The organism is Lactobacillus bombicola, assembly GCF_900112665.1.
GTDB lineage: Bacteria > Bacillota > Bacilli > Lactobacillales > Lactobacillaceae > Lactobacillus > Lactobacillus bombicola.
Map to the genome: position 1 here is coordinate 56,314 of NZ_FOMN01000001.1, position 20,197 is coordinate 76,510.

Here is a 20,197-nt window from a genome sequence, read left to right on the forward strand (position 1 = left end):
AGGAGGAATACTTTTGTCAGAAAAAAGAAGAAACGATATTAGAAATATAGCCATTATAGCTCACGTTGACCATGGTAAAACTACTTTAGTTAATCAATTGTTGAAGCAATCCGATACTCTGTCTGAACACATGACTATAGAAGACCGAGCAATGGATTCAAATGATATTGAACGTGAGCGTGGTATTACTATTTTATCTAAGAATACTGCGGTAAAATTTGGTGACACTACCATTAATATTTTAGATACACCAGGACATGCTGATTTTGGTGGTGAAGTTGAGCGAATTATGCATATGGTTGATGGTGCCTTACTTTTAGTTGATGCATATGAAGGCACAATGCCGCAAACTCGTTTCGTTCTGAAGAAGGCACTAGAAGCTGGTGTTAAACCTGTCGTTGTTATCAATAAAATTGATCGTCCAGGAGCTCGTCCGAAAGAGGTATTAGATGAAGTACTTGAATTATTTATCGAACTCGGTGCTAACGATGAGCAATTAGACTTTCCAGTTGTTTATGCCTCAGCTTTAAATGGTACTTCTTCTTATGATGAAGATCTTTCAACCCAAAAAGAAACGATGGATCCAATTTTTGAAACCATCATTAAGACAATCCCAGCTCCTATTGATAATGTTGATGAGCCATTACAATTCCAGATTACAATGCTTGATTGGGATGATTATGTAGGCCGAATAGGCGTTGGTCGTATCTACCGCGGTCAAGTTAAGGTAGGCGATAATATCACAGTTATGAAGCGCGATGGTTCAAGTCAGAATTTTCGTGTTACCAAATTATTTGGTTTCTTTGGGCTTAAGCGTAATGAAATAACTGAAGCCAAAGCTGGTGACATTATTGCAATTAGTGGCATTAATGATATTTTTGTTGGAGAAACGATTGCTTCAGCTGAAGAACCTGAAGCACTGCCATTTCTTAAAATTGATCCACCAACCTTACAAATGGATTTTGTTGCTAGTGATTCACCTTTTGCTGGACGTGAAGGTGATAAAGTTACCCCAAAGAAATTAGAAGATCGCTTAATTAAACAGACGCGGACTGATGTTTCATTGAAAGTTGAGCCTACAGATCAAATTAATGCCTGGACTGTTTCTGGACGTGGGGAATTACACCTTTCCATTTTAGTTGAAGAGCTACGTCGTGAAGGCTTCGAATTACAATTATCTCGGCCAAAGGTTATTTACCGTGAAATTGATGGTACGATGTGTGAGCCATTTGAAGCAGTTCAAGTTGATACTCCTGATGAATATGTTGGTTCGGTAATCGATTCTCTTTCCCAAAGAAAAGGTGAAATGAAGAATATGGCTTCAACCGGCAATAACCAAACTCGTTTAGATTTCTTGGTTCCATCGCGCGGATTAATCGGCTATAACAACGAATTCATGTCGCAAACAGGTGGTTATGGCATTATGAACCACAGCTTTGATTCATATAAGCCTGTGGTAAAGAATTGGGAACCTGGACGTAAAAATGGCGCTTTAGTTTCAATCAGTCAAGGTAAGTCAACTACATATTCTTTACAAACCGTTGAACAACGTGGTGAGTTATTTATTGGCGCGGGTGTTGAAGTCTATGAAGGAATGATTGTTGGTCAGTCTTCACGTGATCGCGACATTGCAGTTAACGTTATTAAGGGTAAGAATTTAACTAACACGCGGGCAGCTGGTAAGGACCATGCGGCTGCAATTAGAACACCGAAGAATATGACTTTAGAAGAAGCAATTGAATTTTTAAATGATGATGAATATTGTGAAGTAACTCCAGAATCTATTCGTCTTCGTAAAAAGATTTTAAATACTTCTGAACGACAAAAGGCTGATAAAAAGCGTAATCGTAATTAAGTAACAATATTAAAGGCACTCACTAATGAAGTGGTGTCTTTTTTGTTTTATAATTACAGAGACAACTTACTTAATAGGAGGTCTACTTGTGCGCCAAAAATTACATCATCTTGATTTTTCAATTTTGGTACCATATTTATTGCTAGTTATTTTTGGAATAATTATGGTATATTCTGCTAGTTCAAACATTATGTTAGTTAATGGTTTTAAGCCAAGTTTTTATGGTATACGGCAGGCTTGGTATGCCATAATTGCTATTTTTGTTTTTGCTAGCTTAAGTTTCTTTTTAAAATTGGAAATTTTTAAAGAGCGCAAATTTGTTATTTGCTTTTTAGAAATCAGCTTGATTTTATTACTATATTTAATTGCTTTAAAGATTATTAAAGGTTCTGACGCTGCCGTTAATGGCGCAGTTGGCTGGATTGATCTAAAAGTAATCAAAATACAGCCACTAGAAATTGCAAAACTAGCCTTGGTCATTTATTTGGCTTATTTTTTAGATCGACACGATGGCAGTTTTAGTAAGGGTAATATTGTTGAAAACTTATATCGACCTGCAATTTTAGCTGCATTTATGATGTTTTTAGTAGTTATTGAACCGGATTTAGGCGGTACGGCAATTTTAGCAATGATAGTCATTGTTATGTTCTCTTTATCAGGAATCCCGGTTAAAAATGCGTTGATTTTTTTATTTAGTATTGCTGCAACTGTTACTTTACTAGTTTTTTTAATTATTCATTGGAATCCTAAATTCTTACAAGATAATTATCAATATCAACGACTAATGTCTTTTATGCATCCATTTGAACTTGAGCAAAAGGGTGGCGCTCAATTGGTTAATTCCTATTATGCTATTCACAATGGTGGCTTGTTTGGTGTTGGTCTAGGTAATAGTATGCAGAAAAGAGGCTATTTACCGGAACCATATACTGACTTTATTTTATCTATTATAACTGAAGAACTAGGTGTTATTGGTGCTTTGGTAGTGTTGGGCATATTATTTTATTTAATGTGGCGGATTATGGAAGTTGGAATAAAGGCTAAGTCACAATTTAATGCACTAGTTTGTTTTGGCATTACTACAATTATATTTACTGAAACATTATTTAATGTTGGTGCAGTTATTGGACTATTACCAATTACAGGAGTTACGTTGCCATTTATTTCATATGGGGGGTCGTCCTTAATTGTTTTATCTACGGCAATAGGACTTGCTCTTAATATAGCTGCTAACGAAAAGATAAGAAGGGAAATGGATAATAGATGAGTGTTAATCAAGACCTGGCTAATACCCAGTTAACTTCGAGACAAGGACTAATTGTTTATCTTAATTCCATAAGTAATCAATATAAGTTACGTCGTTTCGGTGATATTGTTTATTCTTCAAATAAATTGCGCTATTGTATTCTATATGTCAATCAAAATGATGTGGAAAAGATAATTACAATATTAGAGGCTCAGGATTTTATCAATTGTATTGAAAAAACTATGGCAGATAACATTAATCTAGACAGTAAGCACATTGAACAACAAATAAGCGAAATGGCTAAGACTGCTGGAGAAGAGTTAGAAAAAAATAAAGATATGGAAAATTAACGATGAGAATTATTTCTGGTAAATTTGCAAAACGAAATTTATTTACTTTGAAGAGTCAAAAAACTAGGCCTACAAGTGATAAAGTCAAAGAATCGTTATTTAACAGTTTAGGCCAATTTTTTACTGGTGGGCAAGTATTGGATTTATATGGCGGTAGCGGCGCATTAGCAATAGAAGCAGTCTCACGTGGCTATAGTCACGCAACTATTGTCGATATTAACTATCAAGCAGTCGCGATAATTCGGAAAAATGTCGCCTTGACTGGTGAGGAAAACCGATTTGATGTATATAAAATGTCAAGTAATTTAGCACTTAAGCAATTTTCTACTAAAGGGCAAAAATTTAATTTGGTCTTCTTGGATCCCCCCTATGCTAAGCAGCAAATCAGTACCGATATGCAAAAAATGGTTAGATTAGATTTGCTAGCTGAACAAGCGATTGTTGTAGCAGAAACAGATGAAGGAAGTAATTTAGGTGAAGTTAGTGGCTTTAGTTTGGAAAAACAACATCACCTAGGACGAACGATAGTTAGCTTTTATCGAAAGGAAAAATAATGACCAAAGCACTCTTTCCTGGCAGTTTTGATCCAGTTACTAACGGACACGTTGGAATAATTAAGCAGGCAGCTAAGTTATTCGATCAAGTAGATGTATTAATAATGACTAATACTGCTAAGCATTGTCTTTTTTCACCTGATGAACGAGTAAATTTGGTTGAAGATGCAGTAAGTAATTTAGCCAACGTTCAAGTTATCAAAAGACCCGACCAACTGACAGTCAATGTTGCACGGCAATTAGGTGCGACGGCAATTGTTCGCGGTGTACGGAATACAGAGGATTTCTTATATGAACAGCAAATTGCAGCCATGAATAAAGTTCTGGCACCAGAAATTGAGACAATTTTATTATTTACTCAACCTCAAGAAAGTTTTGTTGCTTCAAGTATCGTTAAGGAAGTTGCACGGTTTGAGGGAGAAGTTGAATCATTTTTACCAGTAGCTGCTGCTCGGGAATTGAAGAAAAAAATGAGGTCAATTAATAATGACTAATACGAAGCAACAAAATAAAAAAAGTAAGCAAACTACATTTGAATGGCTACTTTTAATTCTAACGATATTAGCAATAATTGTTGGCTTAAGTTGGCCAACTAATTATTATATTGAAATGCCTGGTGAGGCTGTGGCCACTAATCACTTTATTAAAAGCCAAAAAAAAGTACCCCCAAATTTTTATTTGGTTACGGTTAGTGAAACTAGTCAACCGGCATCAGTTTTGGAATATCTGCTAAGTTACACCCAAAAATTTGCTACTAGAGTACCCAAAGATGAACTATTAGGCAATGCTACCAATAGTCAATATCAAGAATTACAAAAATGGTATATGCAAACTAGTCAGCAGAATGCCATTTATTATGCTGCTAAAAGAGCTAGATTAAGGCCAAAGTTAAATTATGAAGGCGTCTATGTGATGCAAGTGCAAAAGAATTCTAGCTTTAAAAATAAACTCAAGGTTGGCGATACAGTTCTTGGCGCTGATCATTATAACTTTCATTCAACTGCAGAAATGATGTCATACTTTCAAAAGAAAAAGATTGGTACAAAAGTTAAAATTAAAGTTTTACGAAACCAAAAGTACTATACTTTTTCCGGAAAAATTATTAAAGTTGCAGGCACTGGCAAGGCCGGAATTGGCATTCAGTTAGTTGAACATATTAAAGTAACTACCAAGCCTAAACTTAAAATTGATGCTGGTGAAATCGGTGGTCCATCGGCAGGTTTAATGTTTACGTTAACAAGTTATGAAATTTTTACTCAAGGTAAATTAGCTAAGGGACATAAGATAGCGGGTACTGGTACAGTTACACCTGATGGTAAAGTTGGTGTCATTGGTGGAGTAGACAAAAAAGTTGTGGCTGCTGATAAAGCTGGAGCAGAAGTGTTTTTTGCTCCAACGGATACTTCGGTAGTCAAACAATCTGAAAGTAATTATGTAGTTGCTAAAAAAATTGCCCAAAAAATTGGTACTAAAATGAAAATAGTTCCAGTGCGTACAGTCGATGATGCAATAAACTATTTGACAAATAATTATTAAAAAAGCTCAGAAAAAATTCTGAGCTTTTTTTTCGTATATAACCTTAAGGAGGAAAAAAGGATATGAATTGGGAAAAAATTAGGGATTGGCTCATTGAGCATAAGCAATACGTCATTATAGGAGTGATTTTTATTTTTATTGTATTTTGGAATAAATATGAAAATCATGCACCAACCGTTGATGACCAGTTGGGCATTAAACCAACGCATGTTCAAAAAAATACTTCAACTAAGCAAAAACAGCAGAAAAATGAAGGTGATAAGCCACAGCTTGTAGCAAAAAATAGTGATATAACTTGCGATATTTCAGGTGCTATCAAGCACCAAGGAGTCTATACTTTAAAAAATGGTGCAAGACTACAGGAACTAATAACGGCAGCAGGTGGAATTGTAAGCAATGCCCAGCTAAAAAATGTAAATCGAGCATTAATTTTAAAAGATCAAGACAAGATTCACATTCCATATAAAGGTGAGAAAATCAAAATCAGTGAAATAATTATTTCTGCTAATTCAAGTCAAGGTGAAGCAGCAAGTACCTCTGCGACCGCAGTAGCAGCTACTAATTCTAATCAATCGGCTACGGGGAAAGTAAATATCAATACTGCAAACGAACAGGATTTACAAAAGCTAACTGGGATTGGTGAAAAAAAGGCAGCTCAAATACTTGCTTATCGTCAAAAAAATGGTCTTTTTAAAAGAATTGAAGATTTAAAGCAAGTTTCAGGTATTGGAGATAAAACTTTTGCAGCACTCAAAAATCAACTGGAAATTTAGGCAGCAGTTACAGCCAGGATTTTTTTTACTTACTGCGCTCTTATTTATTGACTTGAGTTTTTTAATATATCAGTGTTCCAAAATAGAACAAACAATTGTTTGTAGTTTATTCGGATTATATTTTATTTATTTATTATTAAAAAAATATTCAGCTTTAAAAAATGTATTAGCATTATTTTTGATTTTAGCAGCTGTAAGTGTAACTTTAAACAGGCCCCATCCAACTTTTTCCCTTACTAGTAGTTCTTCAATTGAACTTTATCCTGATCAAATAAGCTTAAAGGATAATTGGCTTACTGGGGTGGGTAAGGTAAAAGGAACTCCAGTTTTAGTAACAGCAACTATTACGGATATGCAAAAAAAGCAACTGGAACGTGGGTATCAAGTAGTTTTAACTGAACTTAATGGGGAAGTTAAAAAAATTGATCAAGCAACTAATTATGGTCAATTCGATTTACGTAAATATTACTTAGGAAAAAATGTAACGCAGCAGGTTAATTTAAAGAGTTGCCATATTAAAACTAGAGTAGTTGGAATAATAAATTATTTACATTATTTACGCTTTTGTTTACAGTCGTATTTTAAAAAAATGCCACAATTACTGTGCTTTTTTAGTAGTGAGTTGATACTAGGGGAAAATCCTAGTCAAGCTAATCAGTCGATTCTAGACAATTATCGCGATCTTGGCGTTATTCATATCTTGAGTATTTCAGGGTTACATGTAGGCATATATACTATACTTATTAGCACAATCTGCTGCTATTTTAAATTAACAGAATTTGAAACTTTTGCTTGCTGTGTGCCACTTTTATTAGGAGGAATTTTTTTTAGTAATTACCAAGCAGGTTTTATTCGGGCCAGCTTATCTTATTTTTTAAGTCAGATGCTTAAATTTCATCGCTTTCCAATTGCTAAATTAGACTTACTAGGGCTGACATGCTTAATCCATTTATTAATTGATCCACGTTTAATGATGCAAGCTGGGGCTCTTTTAAGTTATGTACTTAGTTTGGGCTTAGCTATTACAGATAAGCTACCTAATTTTAAACAGTCATTATTATTAAATATCTTTTTAGTCCCTTTGCTATTATTCTTCTTTTTCCAGTTAAATCTATTAACTGTAATTTTCAATTTGTTGATTGTGCCTTATTTTAACTACATTATACTGCCACTTACTTTTATAAATTTACTAACTTTTAACCTTGTACCTAGCATGGGTGCGGCTTTTGAAAAAATTTTAATGCTAGGAGAGCAACAAATTGGTAGCCTATCGGCTTCTAAAATTGGCCTATTAACTTTTGGTAAAATCAATTGGTGGCAATGCCTACTGCTAATTAGCTTAACAGTAATTTTACTAGCTGATCAGAATGAGCCCTATTTTAATCGGTCACAACGAAAGTGGCTCTTTCAAAGTATAGGGTGGCTATACCTGATCTTGTTTTTAATGATTCATTTTCCATTAACTGGTCAAGTAACTTTTATTGATGTTGGGCAAGGAGATAGCATTTTAATTACAACGCCTTTTCCTAGAAGAGCTTATCTGATAGATACTGGTGGTAAGCTTAATTTTAGTAAGCAAAAAGTACAACCACAAATCAATAAAATTACGCTTCCCTTTTTAAAAGCTCAGGGAATTAGCAGACTTAATGGCATTTTTGTAACGCATAAGGATACTGACCATATTGGAGATTTAGGACCACTTATGAGTCAAATTCCAGTCGAAAGATTATATTTTGCACAAGGGTTGATGGCTAATCCTTCTTTTAAAAAGCGTATAGAAAAGCACATAAAATTGAATCAGCTAGTACAATTACTAGCGGGACAAGAAATTAAGGAACCACAAATTAAATTTAATATCGTTTATCCCTTTAAGCCGGGACAAGGTGAAAATAAAGATTGCTTATCAATTTTTTTCAAAGTTGCAAATAAAAGCTGGTTATTTACCGGCGATTTAGACCAAGAAGGTGAACAAAAGTTGATGGCTAAATATAATTTACAGGCTAATTATTTTAAATTAGGTCATCATGGTAGTAAAACTTCATCTAATCCTGATTTTTTACATAAATTAGCGCCAGAAATTGTTTTTATTTCAGCTGGTCGTAATAATCGCTTTGGACATCCTCATGTAGAAACTATTGCTACACTTAAAAAATTAGGCATTCCCTGGGTTTCAACACAGGATTGCGGCATGATTTCTTGGACATATAGTAAGTTTACTAAACCTAAATTTAATCGTTTCCTAAAGTAAAAATAAGTTAGCGATATTGCCATTTTATTAACTTGGCTAAATTCTAATTTTGAATATATACTTTATTTCATCACAGATTAGGCATGGGTTTCAACAGTAGACTATGATATGATTAATTAGATTTATACCAAATTTTAGGTTTTGATAATGGTGAGTAGCGATGACTTTACTTTCTTTATTTAAAAATTCAAGTAAGAATAATCCGCAAACGTTGATTACGGGAAATGATGCCTTTTTAAATGATTATTTGGCTGCCTCATTTACACATGAAGAAGCTTTTTCTGGCTTTGACTATCTAACTATTGATTGCGAAACTGATGGGCTAGATTTGTTGATAGCTGATTTAACTGAATCAAGTCTATTTAGTCAGAAAAAGGTAATTTTGGTGAAAAATCCATTTTTTTTAAAGGCTAAAGTTCCACAAAAATTAAAAAAGCAAACGGACCAACTACAAAAAATTTTTACTAATATTGAGCAGCTAGATGATATTGTTGTGCTAGTTGCTTCATATGACAAACTTGATCGACGTAAAAAAATAACGAAAACTGTTTTAAATAAGTTTAATGTTGTTGATACCACAGTAAAAAGTTACGAAGTTGGGAAAATAATTCAGTCAATTATGAATACCCAGGGTTATGAAATTTCAAGATCAGCATTACAATTGCTACTTGAACGAAGTGATCAAGTTTTAGATACTGCACTAAGTAATTTTAATAAGTTAAAGCTAGTTGCAGATAATGGCAAAATTACATCTGAATTAGTTGAAAAAAATATTGACCTTTCTTTGGCACAAAATATTTTTGCAATTTTGGAAGCTGCACTAAAACATGATTATCAAGAAGCAATTGATCGATTAGAAAATCAGTTGCGTGAAGGAACTAATCCAATCCAACTACTTGCTGTTTTTGAAAATCAGTTAGAATTAATTTTGGTAGTCAAAATTTTACAGCAGCGAAGCAGAACAGAAATGGAAATTGTTAAAACACTAGGAGTACATCCCTATCGGGTAAAGGTGGCTCTTAGTAACAAATTTGCAGTTACTCAGATAGAAAAGTTGCTTGAGCAGGCGATTGAGCTAGATTTCAATTATAAAAATGGTCAATATCGGGAAAGTGTTTTTTTGAAATTATTTATTTTAAGTATATAAAAAAGCAAGAATGAATTCATTCTTGCTTTTTTATTTTAGTTATACAAGTTTATTTAGCTAACTTAGCTAAGCGGCTCTTGTCACGACTAGCCTTGTTTTTATGAATAAGACCCTTTGAAGCAGCCTTATCTAATGCACGGGCAGCAGCAACATGTAATTCGGAGGCGTTTTCAGCACCAGCAGCTTGAGCAACCTTGAACTTCTTAACAGCAGTTCTTAATTGATTCAATTGAGCGGCATTGCGCTTTCTAGTAGCGTCTTGAGTTTTAACACGTTTAATAGCTGACTTGATTTGTGGCATAAAATTCACCTCCAATAATCGTAAATTCACTTAGTAAATTATACTGAAGAATAATTGCAGATGCAAGCTAATTTATACTTGCTTTTTAAAAAAATAATCTGTATTATACTATTGTTGTGAACCGTTAACGCTGTTTGCACGCTCACACCTGACGGTTAACGTTGTTAACGGCAATTATTTAATGAAAGGTGAAATATTATGGCAATTTCAAAAGCAGAAAAAGATGAAATTATTAAAAAGTTTGCGACTCATGAAGGTGATACTGGATCAACAGAAGTTCAAGTTGCAATATTAACAACAGATATTAACAATTTAACTGAACATATGCGCAATCATTCGCATGACCACCATTCATATGTTGGTTTATTGAAAAAGATTGGTCATCGCCGTAACTTGCTTCGTTATTTGCAAGATAATGATATTAATCGCTACCGTGAATTGATTAAGAAGCTTGGTTTACGTCGTTAATTTAATAAAATAAAAAGTCAGTTCGAACTAGGAACTGACTTTTTATTTTTCTCATCATTAATTTTTATGCTAGAATGAAAAAAGACACTTTTTTACGTTGAGATCGTAATGATCCATAAAATAACAATTGAATAGCAATAGAAAAGGAAATATGATGACTGATCAAGTTAAAATAATGATTTTGGGCGGCGTACGTGAGCAAGGAAAAGATATGTTTGCTGTCCAAGTAAATGACGAAATTTATATTCTTGATGCTGGTTTGAAATATCCTGATAGTACCTTGTTTGGAATTGATTTGGTTATCCCAGATCTTGATTTTTTTGAGCAGTATAGTGATCAGGTAGTTGGCATCTTTTTAACACATGGACATGCTGATTCTATCGGGGCATTGCCATATATATTACGTAAGTATGATATTCCGGTTTTTGGTTCGCAGCTCACAATTGAATTAGCAAAAATAAAAGTCAAACGTGAAAATAAGCGTCTAAAGACAAGCCTTTTTCATGTGATTGATGCAGATACAGAAATTGAATTTAAAAATTCTAATATTTCTTTCTTTCACACCACGCATTCAATTCCAGATTCATTAGGAATTGATGTTCATACAAATGCGGGAGAAATAGTTTATACCGGTGATTTTAAATTTGATTTATCTGCAGCACCAAATTATCGAACTGATTTAGATAGATTGGCAGAAATTTCACAAAAAAACGTCTTGGCTTTGTTAAGTGACTCTTCTAATGCTGAAGCCACCTTACCAAATGTTTCGGAACAAGAAATTGGCGAATATGTGACTAATGTCTTCCGTAATGCAAAGGGAAGGGTGATTGTTGCAGCCAAAGCTTCCAATTTGATTCGTATACAGGAAGTATTAAATGCTGCTTATAGAACTGGCAAAAAAGTTTTGTTAACAGGCCGAGATGTTGCCAAAATTGTCCGTACAGCGATGGGCTTAGGCTATTTAAAAGTGCCAAAGGAGCTTTTGATACGTGTTAAAGACTTAAAGGAAATACCAGAAAATAAAGTGGTTATCCTTGAAACAGGTCAAATGGGCGAGCCCCTTAATTCATTACAGAATATGGCCAAGAAGCGACATACGATGATTACCATTCATCCTGGAGATCTCGTTTTTATTGCAACTACTCCTTCTCATGCAGTTGAAACAACAGTGGCACAAACCAGCGATATGGTTTACCAAGCAGGTGGAAGGGTTATTGAATTAGGACGTGCTAAAAGTACGAGTGGGCACGCTACAGGGACCGATTTGCAAATGCTAATTAGTATCCTCAAGCCTAAATTTGTAATACCAGTTATTGGTGAATATCGCTTACTTGAAGCTCATAAAGACTTAGCAGTTAAAGCAGGGATAAGTCAGGAAAATGTAATAGTTACACGTAATGGTGATTGTTTAAACTATGATTTTAAACAAGCTAAATTTTATTTGACTGACCCGGTTCCAGGTGATGATATCATGATAGATGGCTCTGGTATTGGAGATGTAGGTAATATTGTGCTACGTGATCGGGAGGTTCTTTCTGATGATGGTATTTTTATTGCAGTAGTAACTATTGATCGTCGAAAGAAAAAAATCATAGCTCAACCTCAAGTTACTAGTAGAGGTTTCGTTTATATTAAAGCAAATCGACAATTGATGCAGGATAGTGTTGAGTTAATTAAAAGTACAATTAAAAATAATTTTGAACATAAAAAGTTTGATTGGACTGAAATTAAACAGGATGTACGCAATGATTTAGAGAAGTTTTTATATAAAAAAACTAATCGGCGACCGGTTGTTTTACCGGTGGTAATGGAAGTTAACCAGAATCGGCACCGAGCTTTACAAAAACGCAACGGCAAAAATAACGATTACCATTCAGTTGATGTAAATAAATCTGGCAAGCGAATTATTAAGAAAGATTAGTCATGACTACATTAAGTCAAAAAAATTTATTGCAACTTGCAAGAAAAAATGAGTTAGATAACAATGTGACACTAGCCATTCAAAACTTAGAAGAAGCACTACGTGAAGGTTCAAGTCAAGAAATAGTTTTAATGCTTTGTGAATTATATTTAAAAGATAAGCAGGAATATGCTGCATATAGTTTGATTAAAGAAGAAGGGGATCTTTTTTCAGATAAAACTATTTTTACTGAATATAGCAAAATTTTAAAGGCTAATCATTTTGCTATTGAAGCTTTTGAAGTAACTAATTTGACCAAAGGAGAACTAGCTATTTCTGTTGAACCAGTAAGCATAACTGAACAACAAGAATTGATGCTTAAGTTTAAGCAACTAAAACAGCCTACGCAATATGATTATCAGCAATTATTTAAATTAAGCTTAGCTAATTTTAAGTTTTTTGCACAAAGTTTGTTAGTTGATCCAACTTTGAACTTTGCAGTAAGAATAGCACTCTGTGAAGATTTTGTGCGGCTTGGCTTGAAAGATGAGATTAGCGTAGTCATTCTAGGTGATTTAGTGAAATTTATCCCAGCTGATACTAATTTATTAAAAGATGAGCCAATATATCGTGAAGTAATATCGGGTATAGGAGCAAAATATTATCATCGACCAAGTCAATTACCAGTAGTTTTAGCTGAAGTTAACTTGATTTTAGGTAGTCTTTATCCTATGATAAATAAGTACGTTGATGAGCCTGATAGTTTCGCTAGCGATATTGCTTCTTACATTGATAACCACGATGGTAGGGGTAATCAAAAGCTGTTCGAAACAATCGAACTTAATTTGCCTAAATAATTTAAACAAAGGGGTTTACTTTTTGAAAACATTTAGTATAATAGCAAAGGATGTTTTCATTAGGCATGGCTCTATGCATTAAAATACTAGGCATTTGCCCATGAAAGTAGTACAATATTCAACAGAGAACTATCCGTTATTATCTCAACGGACTTCTTGCAAATTTACAGGAGGGTCATTTTAATGGCAGAAAAAGAACATTACGTTAGAACGAAGCCACACGTAAACATTGGTACTATTGGTCACGTTGACCATGGTAAGACCACTTTAACAGCGGCTATTACTAAAGTTTTATCAGAAAAAGGTTTGGCTAAAGCTGAAGATTATTCAGAAATCGATGCTGCACCAGAAGAAAAAGAACGTGGTATTACTATCAATACCGCTCACGTTGAGTATGAAACTGAAAAGCGTCACTATGCTCACATGGACGCTCCAGGACACGCCGACTATATCAAGAACATGATTACTGGTGCTGCTCAAATGGATGGTGCCATTTTAGTTGTTGCTGCAACTGATGGACCAATGCCACAAACTCGTGAACACATTTTGCTTGCTCGTCAAGTTGGTGTTAACTACATCGTTGTCTTCTTAAATAAGACTGATTTAGTTGACGATCCAGAATTGATTGACTTGGTTGAAATGGAAGTTCGTGACTTATTATCAGAATATGATTACCCAGGTGACGACATTCCAGTTATCCGTGGTTCAGCTTTGAAAGCTTTACAAGGTGACAAGGAACAACAAGACGTTATTATGAAGTTAATGGATACTGTTGATGAATACATTCCAACTCCAGAACGTCAAACTGATAAGCCTTTCTTAATGCCAGTTGAAGATGTATTTACAATTACTGGTCGTGGTACTGTTGCTTCAGGTCGTATTGACCGTGGTACTGTTAAGGTCGGCGATGAAGTTGAAATCGTTGGTTTAGTAGAAAAAGTTATCAAGTCAGTTGTTACTGGTTTGGAAATGTTCCACAAGACTTTAGATTCTGGTGAAGCCGGTGATAACGTTGGTGTATTGCTTCGTGGTATTGACCGTGACCAAGTTGTCCGTGGACAAGTTTTAGCTGCACCTGGCTCAATTCAAACCCACAACAAGTTCAAGGGTCAAGTTTATGTCCTGAAGAAGGAAGAAGGTGGACGTCATACTCCATTCTTCTCAGACTACCGTCCTCAATTCTATTTCCACACTACTGATATTACTGGTGAAATCGAATTGCCAGAAGGTACTGAAATGGTTATGCCTGGCGATAACACAGAATTTACTGTTACCTTAATTAAACCAGCAGCCATTGAAAAGGGTACTAAGTTTACTATCCGTGAAGGTGGTCGTACTGTTGGTGCTGGTCAGGTTACTGAAATCCTTGACTAGTTCATAAAAGGACAGTTTAAAAAGATGTACTTCTTCATAGAAGTACATCTTTTTTTGCCTAAATTTGTTTTTTTCAATCGTTTAATGTAAGATAATTTAGTATGTACGATGAAGTGATACTTGACATTGGAGGTATTTAATTAATGTCTGTAAATTGGAATAAAACCGGTGAAAATAACGGTGAACTTACTTTTGATATTCCCCAAGCTGAAGTTAAGCGTGGGTTAGACTCAGCTTTTAAGCGAGTAAAAAATAATTTACGTGTTCCTGGTTTTAGAAAGGGACATGTTTCTCGAGTAATTTTTAATCAATATTATGGTGAAGAAGCATTATATGAAGATGCATTAAATATGGTTCTTCCAACTGCATATGCTACTGCAGTTAAAGAGGCTGGTATTGAAGCTGTAGGGCAACCACAAATTATTCCTGTTTCAATGGAAAAGGGTAAGGACTGGAGTGTAAAAGCACTTGTCAATGTTAAGCCTGAAGTTGAATTAGGTGACTACAAGGGTATTGAAGTTCCTAAACAAAATACTCGGGTATATGCTAAGGATATTGACAATGAACTTGAGCAAGATCGCCAGAAGAATGCTGAACTTGTGCTTAAGAAAGATGCTTCTGCTAAAGGTGACACTGTAACTATTGATTATAAGGGTACAGTAGATGGCACGGCCTTTGATGGAGGAACAGCTAATGATTATGCTCTTGAACTTGGCTCAAATACCTTTATTCCTGGCTTTGAAGATCAACTAATTGGTCATAAAGCTGGTGATGATGTAGACGTTGTAGTAACATTCCCAGAAGACTATGGTGCAAAAGATTTAGCTGGTAAGGAAGCACATTTTGCTACAAAGATTCATGAAGTTAAATCAAAGCAACTTCCTAAATTAGACGATGAATTTGCTAAAGATATTGATGATTCTGTTGAAACGCTTGATGAATTAAAAGAAAAAATCAAGAAAGATTTAAAAACTAAAAAAGAAGAAGAAGCTAAATCAGCGATTGAGCAAGCCGCAATTGAAGTAGCAGTTAACAATGCAACAATTAAAGAAATACCTGATACGATGATTCAAGAAGATGTTAATACTCAAATGAATCAATATTTAGGTAATATGCAACGTCAAGGCATTAATCCAGAAACTTATTATAAATTAACTGGGACTACTGAAGAACAATTGCGTTCACAGTTTAGCAAGGATGCAGAAGAAAGAGTTAAGACTAACCTAGTTCTTGAAGCAATCGTTGAAAAAGAAGCTATTAAAGCCTCAAAAGAAGAGATTGATAACGAAATTAAAGAGCTTGCAAAAGAGTACAATATGGATGAAAAGACTGTCCGTAATACTTTAACTGATGACATGCTTTCACACGATATCAATATTCGTAAGGCAATTGATCTTGTCACTGACAATGCAAAACAAGTTGCTAAATCCAAGATTAATGACGACGATAAGAGTTCAGACAACAAATAGAACTTAAATCGAAAGTAGAAAGGTAGTTATTTAACTACCTTTTTATTTTTCTACAAGCAAATAATTCAAGTACCTAACATATTTATGATACTCTTAAACTTGTAGACATAAGGAGGAATAGAATGGCATCACAATTTACTGATCAAGAAGAAATTAAGTGCTCCTTTTGTGATAAAACACAAGATCAAGTTAAAAAAATGATTGCTGGTAACGGTGTTTATATTTGCAATGAATGTGTTAATTTATCTAAAAAAATTATCGACGATGAATTAAAATCGGATTCATTAAAAGAGGCAAAAGACTTACCGAAGCCGATGGAAATCAAGAAGCAGCTTGATCAATATGTTATTGGGCAAGAGAGAGCCAAGAAAATTTTATCAGTATCTGTTTATAACCATTATAAACGGATTACTCAGATGGATATTGATTCTTCAACAGAATTGCAAAAATCAAATATTGCTCTTATTGGGCCTACTGGTTCAGGTAAGACCTATTTAGCTCAAACTTTGGCTCGTATTCTGGATGTTCCATTTGCCATAGCAGATGCAACAACTTTAACAGAAGCTGGTTATGTTGGTGAAGATGTTGAAAATATTTTACTGAAGTTATTGCAAAATGCTGATTACGACATTGAAAGAGCGCAACGTGGAATTGTGTATATAGATGAAATTGACAAAATTTCTAAAAAATCTGAAAATGTATCGATTACACGCGATGTATCTGGGGAAGGAGTGCAGCAATCACTCTTAAAAATCTTAGAAGGCACTATTGCCTCAGTTCCACCACAAGGTGGACGTAAACATCCCCAACAAGAATTGATTCAGATTGATACCACTAATATTTTATTTATTGTTGGTGGAGCATTTGATGGAATAGAACAGATAGTTAAAAGTCGGTTAGGTAAAAAAGTTATCGGTTTTAGTGCAGAAAGTAAGTTAAATTCAATACAAGATGAAGAATGGACAGAGCACTTGACAACTGGTGATTTAGTTAAGTTTGGTTTAATTCCAGAGTTTATTGGACGTATACCAATTATAGCTACCCTAAATAAATTGGATAATAAAGATTTAGTTCGTATTTTAACAGAACCTAAAAATGCTTTAGTAAAACAATATAAAAAATTATTTTCTCTTGATAATGTTGAACTAGAATTTACAGATAGTGCTTTAACAGCAATTGCTGATTTGGCAATTGAACGTAATATGGGTGCGCGTGGGTTAAGAACAATTATTGAAAATGCAATGATGAGCATTATGTATGAAATACCTAGTGAGACAGATATTGAAAGAGTTGAAATAACCGAAGATGTGATTACTAAGCAAGCTGAACCTCGAGTTGATAGAAAAAAAGAAAGTGATAAGCCACTTAAAGAAGAAATTAAGGTTGTAAATGATCATTAAGAGTAGTGACTATGCCATTAGTGCAGTTAAAGAAGAACAGTATCCTCAAGATAATTTAAGTGAGATTGCTTTAGCGGGTCGTTCTAATGTTGGAAAGTCCAGTTTGATTAATTCATTATTAGGACGCAAAAATTTAGCTAGAACATCTTCACAACCTGGGAAAACACAAACTTTAAATTTTTATATTGTTAATCAAGATTTTTATTTAGTAGATGTTCCAGGATATGGCTATGCGAAAGTTTCTCAGACACAACGAGAAAAATTTGGCGAAATGATTCAAGATTACCTTGAAACTAGAGAAAACTTAAAGGGATTGATTATTTTAGTTGATTCAAGGCATGAACCTACTAAAAACGATGTTGCGATGTACAACTATGCCTTGGTTCTTGAATTGCCAATTTTGGTAGTCTGTACAAAAATTGATAAAGTAAAGAAAAGCCAGCAAAATAAAGTTATATCCAATTTGAAGAAAAATTTTGATTTAGCACATGATAATGTTAGTGTATTAACTTATAGCTCTGTGCAAAAAACGCATGTTAAAGAAGTATGGACTTGGATTGAACAATATTTGTAAGACTAAAGTAAATAAAAATGGCCCATTAATGAGCCATTTTTATTTTGCCTTTTTTTTATCTTTATTGCTCTTCTTTTTTTTATCTTCAGGAACTGTAGCAAACTTATCAAATAATCTTTCTAAATTATCTTGCTTTTTAAAAGTTAATCCCATAGTTATCTTCCTTTCATTTGTCTTATTATAATAAAAAAAGAAAGATTCGGCTAGTGCTAACTTACTATTAGAAATAATTATTATTATGTAAAGTAAATTGTTAATTTAAAAACCCATCCAGGCTTCCAGAAAGAAAGTTTGTGATAAAATTGATTCAGAAAATAAGGAAGTGAGTTTTTGGCAACAAAATTAATTGAAAATAAATTAAAGCTTTTGCCTGCTAAGCCAGGATGTTATTTGATGAAAGATATAAACGGTAAGGTTATTTATGTTGGTAAGTCAAAAAATCTGAAAAGCCGCGTTCGGTCATATTTTAAGAGTAAACAGGTTGGACGTAGGGCTGAATTAGTGCGTGAAATTCGAGATTATGACATTATCACTGTATCAACGGATAAAGAAGCATTTCTATTAGAAGTTACCTTAATTAAAAAATATCAACCCTACTATAATGTACAGTTGAAACAAGGAACAGGTTATCCTTATATTGAAATCACTAATGAACGCGATCCTCAAACTAAGTTAACTAGTATTGTGCGTAAGGATGGTGGATATTACTTTGGTCCATATCCTAATGTTTATGCGGCACAAGCAACATTAAAATTTATTCAAAAGCTTTTTCCTTTAAGAAGGTGCAATGGTAAACAGAAAAGACCATGTTTATATTATCATATGGGGCAGTGCTTAGGGGCTTGCTTTAAGGAAGTTCCCAAAGAAGAATACAGAGCACAAATTAAAAAAATCAAAAGTTTTTTAAATGGCGACATAATAGCAGTTAAACAAGATTTAAATAAGAGAATGGGTAAAGCTGCTGAAAATTTAGAATTTGAACGAGCAGCAGAAATTCGTGATCAACTCGCATATATTGAAGAAACAGTCGAAAAGCAAAAAATAATTTCTAATGACAATACTCAGCGTGATATTTTTAATTTTTATGTAGATAAATCATGGATTGCGATTCAAATTTTCTTTTTAAGACAGGCTAAGTTACTTAGAAGCGAAACAAGAATGTATCCCTTAACTGATGAAAGTGACCCCGAAGATGCATTTACTTCATTTATTGTGCAATTTTATGGTCAAAAAAATAGAGTATTACCTAGAGAAGTCTTAGTGCCAACTGGAATTGATAATGAAGTCTTAGGTGAAGTTTTACAAGTTCAAGTTAGAACTCCCATCAGAGGACAAAAAAAAGCACTATTAAAAATGGCAAAGGAAAATGCTAAACTTAAATTGGATGATAAGTTTAGATTGTTAGAACTTGATAACCGCAAGACTAAGGGGGCACAAAAAGAAATCTTTGATGCTTTGACTCTGCCCTATGGACATGTGATTGAAAGCTTTGATCACTCCCACATTCAAGGAACAGATCCAGTTTCAGCACTAGTGGTTTTTAAAGACGGAGAACCTGACAAAAATTCATATCGAAAGTATAAATTGAAAGGTGAAGTTGAACATCAAAACGGGGGTGATGAAGTTCGTAATACGCGTGAAGTTGTTCGTCGTCGATATAGTCGTCTTTTACGTGAACATAAAAAAATGCCTGATCTCATCTTAATGGATGGTGGACAAATTCAAATTGATGCTTGCCAGGATATTTTGCGTAATGAATTGGATTTAAAAATACCGGTTGCTGGTATGGTTAAGGATAACAAGCACCGAACAAATCATCTGCTTTATGGTGACCCAATTAATGGCATACCCATGAAATTGATTCCACTTGATCCTAAATCACAAGGATTTTATCTAATGACTAGAATTCAAGATGAAGTACACCGATTTGCCATTACTTTTCATCGGCGTACACATGCGAAAAATGCCTTATCAAGTAAGCTTGATTCAATTAAGGGAATTGGTCCAAAAAGTAGAAATAAACTTTTAAGACAATTTGGATCTTTAAAGAAAATAAAGGAAGCAAGTATTGCAGAATTATGTTCAGCGGGATTAACTTTACCACAGGCGCAAACTGTTAAATTAACGTTGTGACGCTAATTTTAT

19 protein-coding genes are annotated in these 20,197 nt (G+C 34.1%); 17 read left to right on the forward strand and 2 right to left on the reverse strand.

All coding sequences use genetic code 11. From position 1 onward, the window contains the following. Nucleotides 1-13: 13 nt before the first annotated feature. The 9 genes from typA (at nucleotide 14) to holA (ending at nucleotide 9,709) form a co-directional block, all read left to right on the forward strand. Nucleotides 14-1,855, forward strand: coding sequence for a translational GTPase TypA (gene typA, locus BM203_RS00280; RefSeq protein ID WP_090091814.1), 1,842 nt, complete (start codon nucleotides 14-16; stop codon nucleotides 1,853-1,855). 88 nt (nucleotides 1,856-1,943) lie between these two features. After that, nucleotides 1,944-3,122: an FtsW/RodA/SpoVE family cell cycle protein gene (locus BM203_RS00285; RefSeq protein WP_090091816.1), complete on the forward strand. Its 1,179-nt coding sequence runs from the start codon at nucleotides 1,944-1,946 to the stop codon at nucleotides 3,120-3,122. After that, nucleotides 3,119-3,451, forward strand: a complete 333-nt coding sequence (locus BM203_RS00290) for a YlbG family protein (RefSeq protein WP_090091818.1) — start codon at nucleotides 3,119-3,121, stop codon at nucleotides 3,449-3,451. Before BM203_RS00285 ends, BM203_RS00290 begins: the two co-directional genes overlap by 4 nt. Before the next feature lie 2 nt (nucleotides 3,452-3,453). Beyond that, on the forward strand, nucleotides 3,454-4,005 hold the full coding sequence (gene rsmD / locus BM203_RS00295; protein ID WP_090091820.1) for a 16S rRNA (guanine(966)-N(2))-methyltransferase RsmD: 552 nt from the start codon (nucleotides 3,454-3,456) through the stop codon (nucleotides 4,003-4,005). Beyond that, a complete protein-coding gene (coaD, locus tag BM203_RS00300; protein ID WP_090091822.1) occupies nucleotides 4,005-4,499 on the forward strand; it encodes a pantetheine-phosphate adenylyltransferase in 495 nt (164 codons plus the stop codon). The genes rsmD and coaD overlap by 1 nt, the downstream gene beginning before the upstream one ends. After that, complete coding sequence (locus tag BM203_RS00305) at nucleotides 4,492-5,541, forward strand: SepM family pheromone-processing serine protease (protein ID WP_090091824.1); 1,050 nt, start codon at nucleotides 4,492-4,494, stop codon at nucleotides 5,539-5,541. Before coaD ends, BM203_RS00305 begins: the two co-directional genes overlap by 8 nt. A 62-nt stretch (nucleotides 5,542-5,603) precedes the next feature. Continuing rightward, nucleotides 5,604-6,314, forward strand: a complete 711-nt coding sequence (locus BM203_RS00310) for a ComEA family DNA-binding protein (RefSeq protein WP_090091825.1) — start codon at nucleotides 5,604-5,606, stop codon at nucleotides 6,312-6,314. Then, nucleotides 6,283-8,562 carry a DNA internalization-related competence protein ComEC/Rec2 gene (locus tag BM203_RS00315; RefSeq protein WP_090091827.1) on the forward strand — a complete coding sequence of 760 codons (2,280 nt, stop codon included), beginning with the start codon at nucleotides 6,283-6,285 and terminating at the stop codon, nucleotides 8,560-8,562. Before BM203_RS00310 ends, BM203_RS00315 begins: the two co-directional genes overlap by 32 nt. 160 nt (nucleotides 8,563-8,722) lie before the next feature. Further along, entirely contained in the window at nucleotides 8,723-9,709 is a 987-nt protein-coding gene (gene holA / locus BM203_RS00320; RefSeq protein ID WP_090091829.1) for a DNA polymerase III subunit delta, read from the forward strand. Nucleotides 9,710-9,758: 49 nt separating this feature from the next. On the opposite strand, the gene rpsT is transcribed toward holA, so the two are convergent. Then, nucleotides 9,759-10,010, reverse strand: a complete 252-nt coding sequence (gene rpsT / locus BM203_RS00325; RefSeq protein WP_090091831.1) for a 30S ribosomal protein S20 — start codon at nucleotides 10,008-10,010, stop codon at nucleotides 9,759-9,761. Nucleotides 10,011-10,208: 198 nt separating this feature from the next. Between rpsT and rpsO the strand changes: the two genes are divergently transcribed. The 7 genes from rpsO to yihA all read left to right on the forward strand — a co-directional run bounded on the left by rpsO (nucleotide 10,209) and on the right by yihA (nucleotide 18,052). Then, nucleotides 10,209-10,478 carry a 30S ribosomal protein S15 gene (gene rpsO, locus BM203_RS00330; RefSeq protein ID WP_090091833.1) on the forward strand — a complete coding sequence of 90 codons (270 nt, stop codon included), beginning with the start codon at nucleotides 10,209-10,211 and terminating at the stop codon, nucleotides 10,476-10,478. A gap of 154 nt (nucleotides 10,479-10,632) precedes the next feature. Next, nucleotides 10,633-12,399 (forward strand): ribonuclease J, encoded by a 1,767-nt coding sequence (locus tag BM203_RS00335; RefSeq protein WP_090091835.1) that lies wholly within the window; start codon nucleotides 10,633-10,635, stop codon nucleotides 12,397-12,399. 2 nt (nucleotides 12,400-12,401) lie between these two features. Then, nucleotides 12,402-13,235 (forward strand): hypothetical protein, encoded by an 834-nt coding sequence (locus tag BM203_RS00340; RefSeq protein WP_090091837.1) that lies wholly within the window; start codon nucleotides 12,402-12,404, stop codon nucleotides 13,233-13,235. A 183-nt stretch (nucleotides 13,236-13,418) separates the two neighbouring features. Continuing rightward, nucleotides 13,419-14,609 carry an elongation factor Tu gene (tuf, locus tag BM203_RS00345; protein ID WP_090091838.1) on the forward strand — a complete coding sequence of 397 codons (1,191 nt, stop codon included), beginning with the start codon at nucleotides 13,419-13,421 and terminating at the stop codon, nucleotides 14,607-14,609. Nucleotides 14,610-14,752: 143 nt separating this feature from the next. After that, nucleotides 14,753-16,078: a trigger factor gene (tig, locus tag BM203_RS00350; RefSeq protein WP_090091840.1), complete on the forward strand. Its 1,326-nt coding sequence runs from the start codon at nucleotides 14,753-14,755 to the stop codon at nucleotides 16,076-16,078. A 122-nt stretch (nucleotides 16,079-16,200) separates the two neighbouring features. Continuing rightward, nucleotides 16,201-17,478 (forward strand): ATP-dependent Clp protease ATP-binding subunit ClpX, encoded by a 1,278-nt coding sequence (gene clpX / locus BM203_RS00355; RefSeq protein ID WP_090091841.1) that lies wholly within the window; start codon nucleotides 16,201-16,203, stop codon nucleotides 17,476-17,478. After that, entirely contained in the window at nucleotides 17,468-18,052 is a 585-nt protein-coding gene (gene yihA / locus BM203_RS00360) for a ribosome biogenesis GTP-binding protein YihA/YsxC (RefSeq protein WP_090091843.1), read from the forward strand. Before clpX ends, yihA begins: the two co-directional genes overlap by 11 nt. 39 nt (nucleotides 18,053-18,091) lie before the next feature. Here the strand turns inward: yihA and BM203_RS08625 are convergent, their stop codons facing one another. After that, nucleotides 18,092-18,205: an SPJ_0845 family protein gene (locus BM203_RS08625; RefSeq protein WP_255409262.1), complete on the reverse strand. Its 114-nt coding sequence runs from the start codon at nucleotides 18,203-18,205 to the stop codon at nucleotides 18,092-18,094. Between the two features lie 177 nt (nucleotides 18,206-18,382). Here BM203_RS08625 and uvrC point away from each other — a divergent pair, with 177 nt between their 5' ends. Then, nucleotides 18,383-20,185, forward strand: a complete 1,803-nt coding sequence (uvrC, locus tag BM203_RS00365; RefSeq protein ID WP_090091845.1) for an excinuclease ABC subunit UvrC — start codon at nucleotides 18,383-18,385, stop codon at nucleotides 20,183-20,185. Nucleotides 20,186-20,197: the final 12 nt, after the last annotated feature.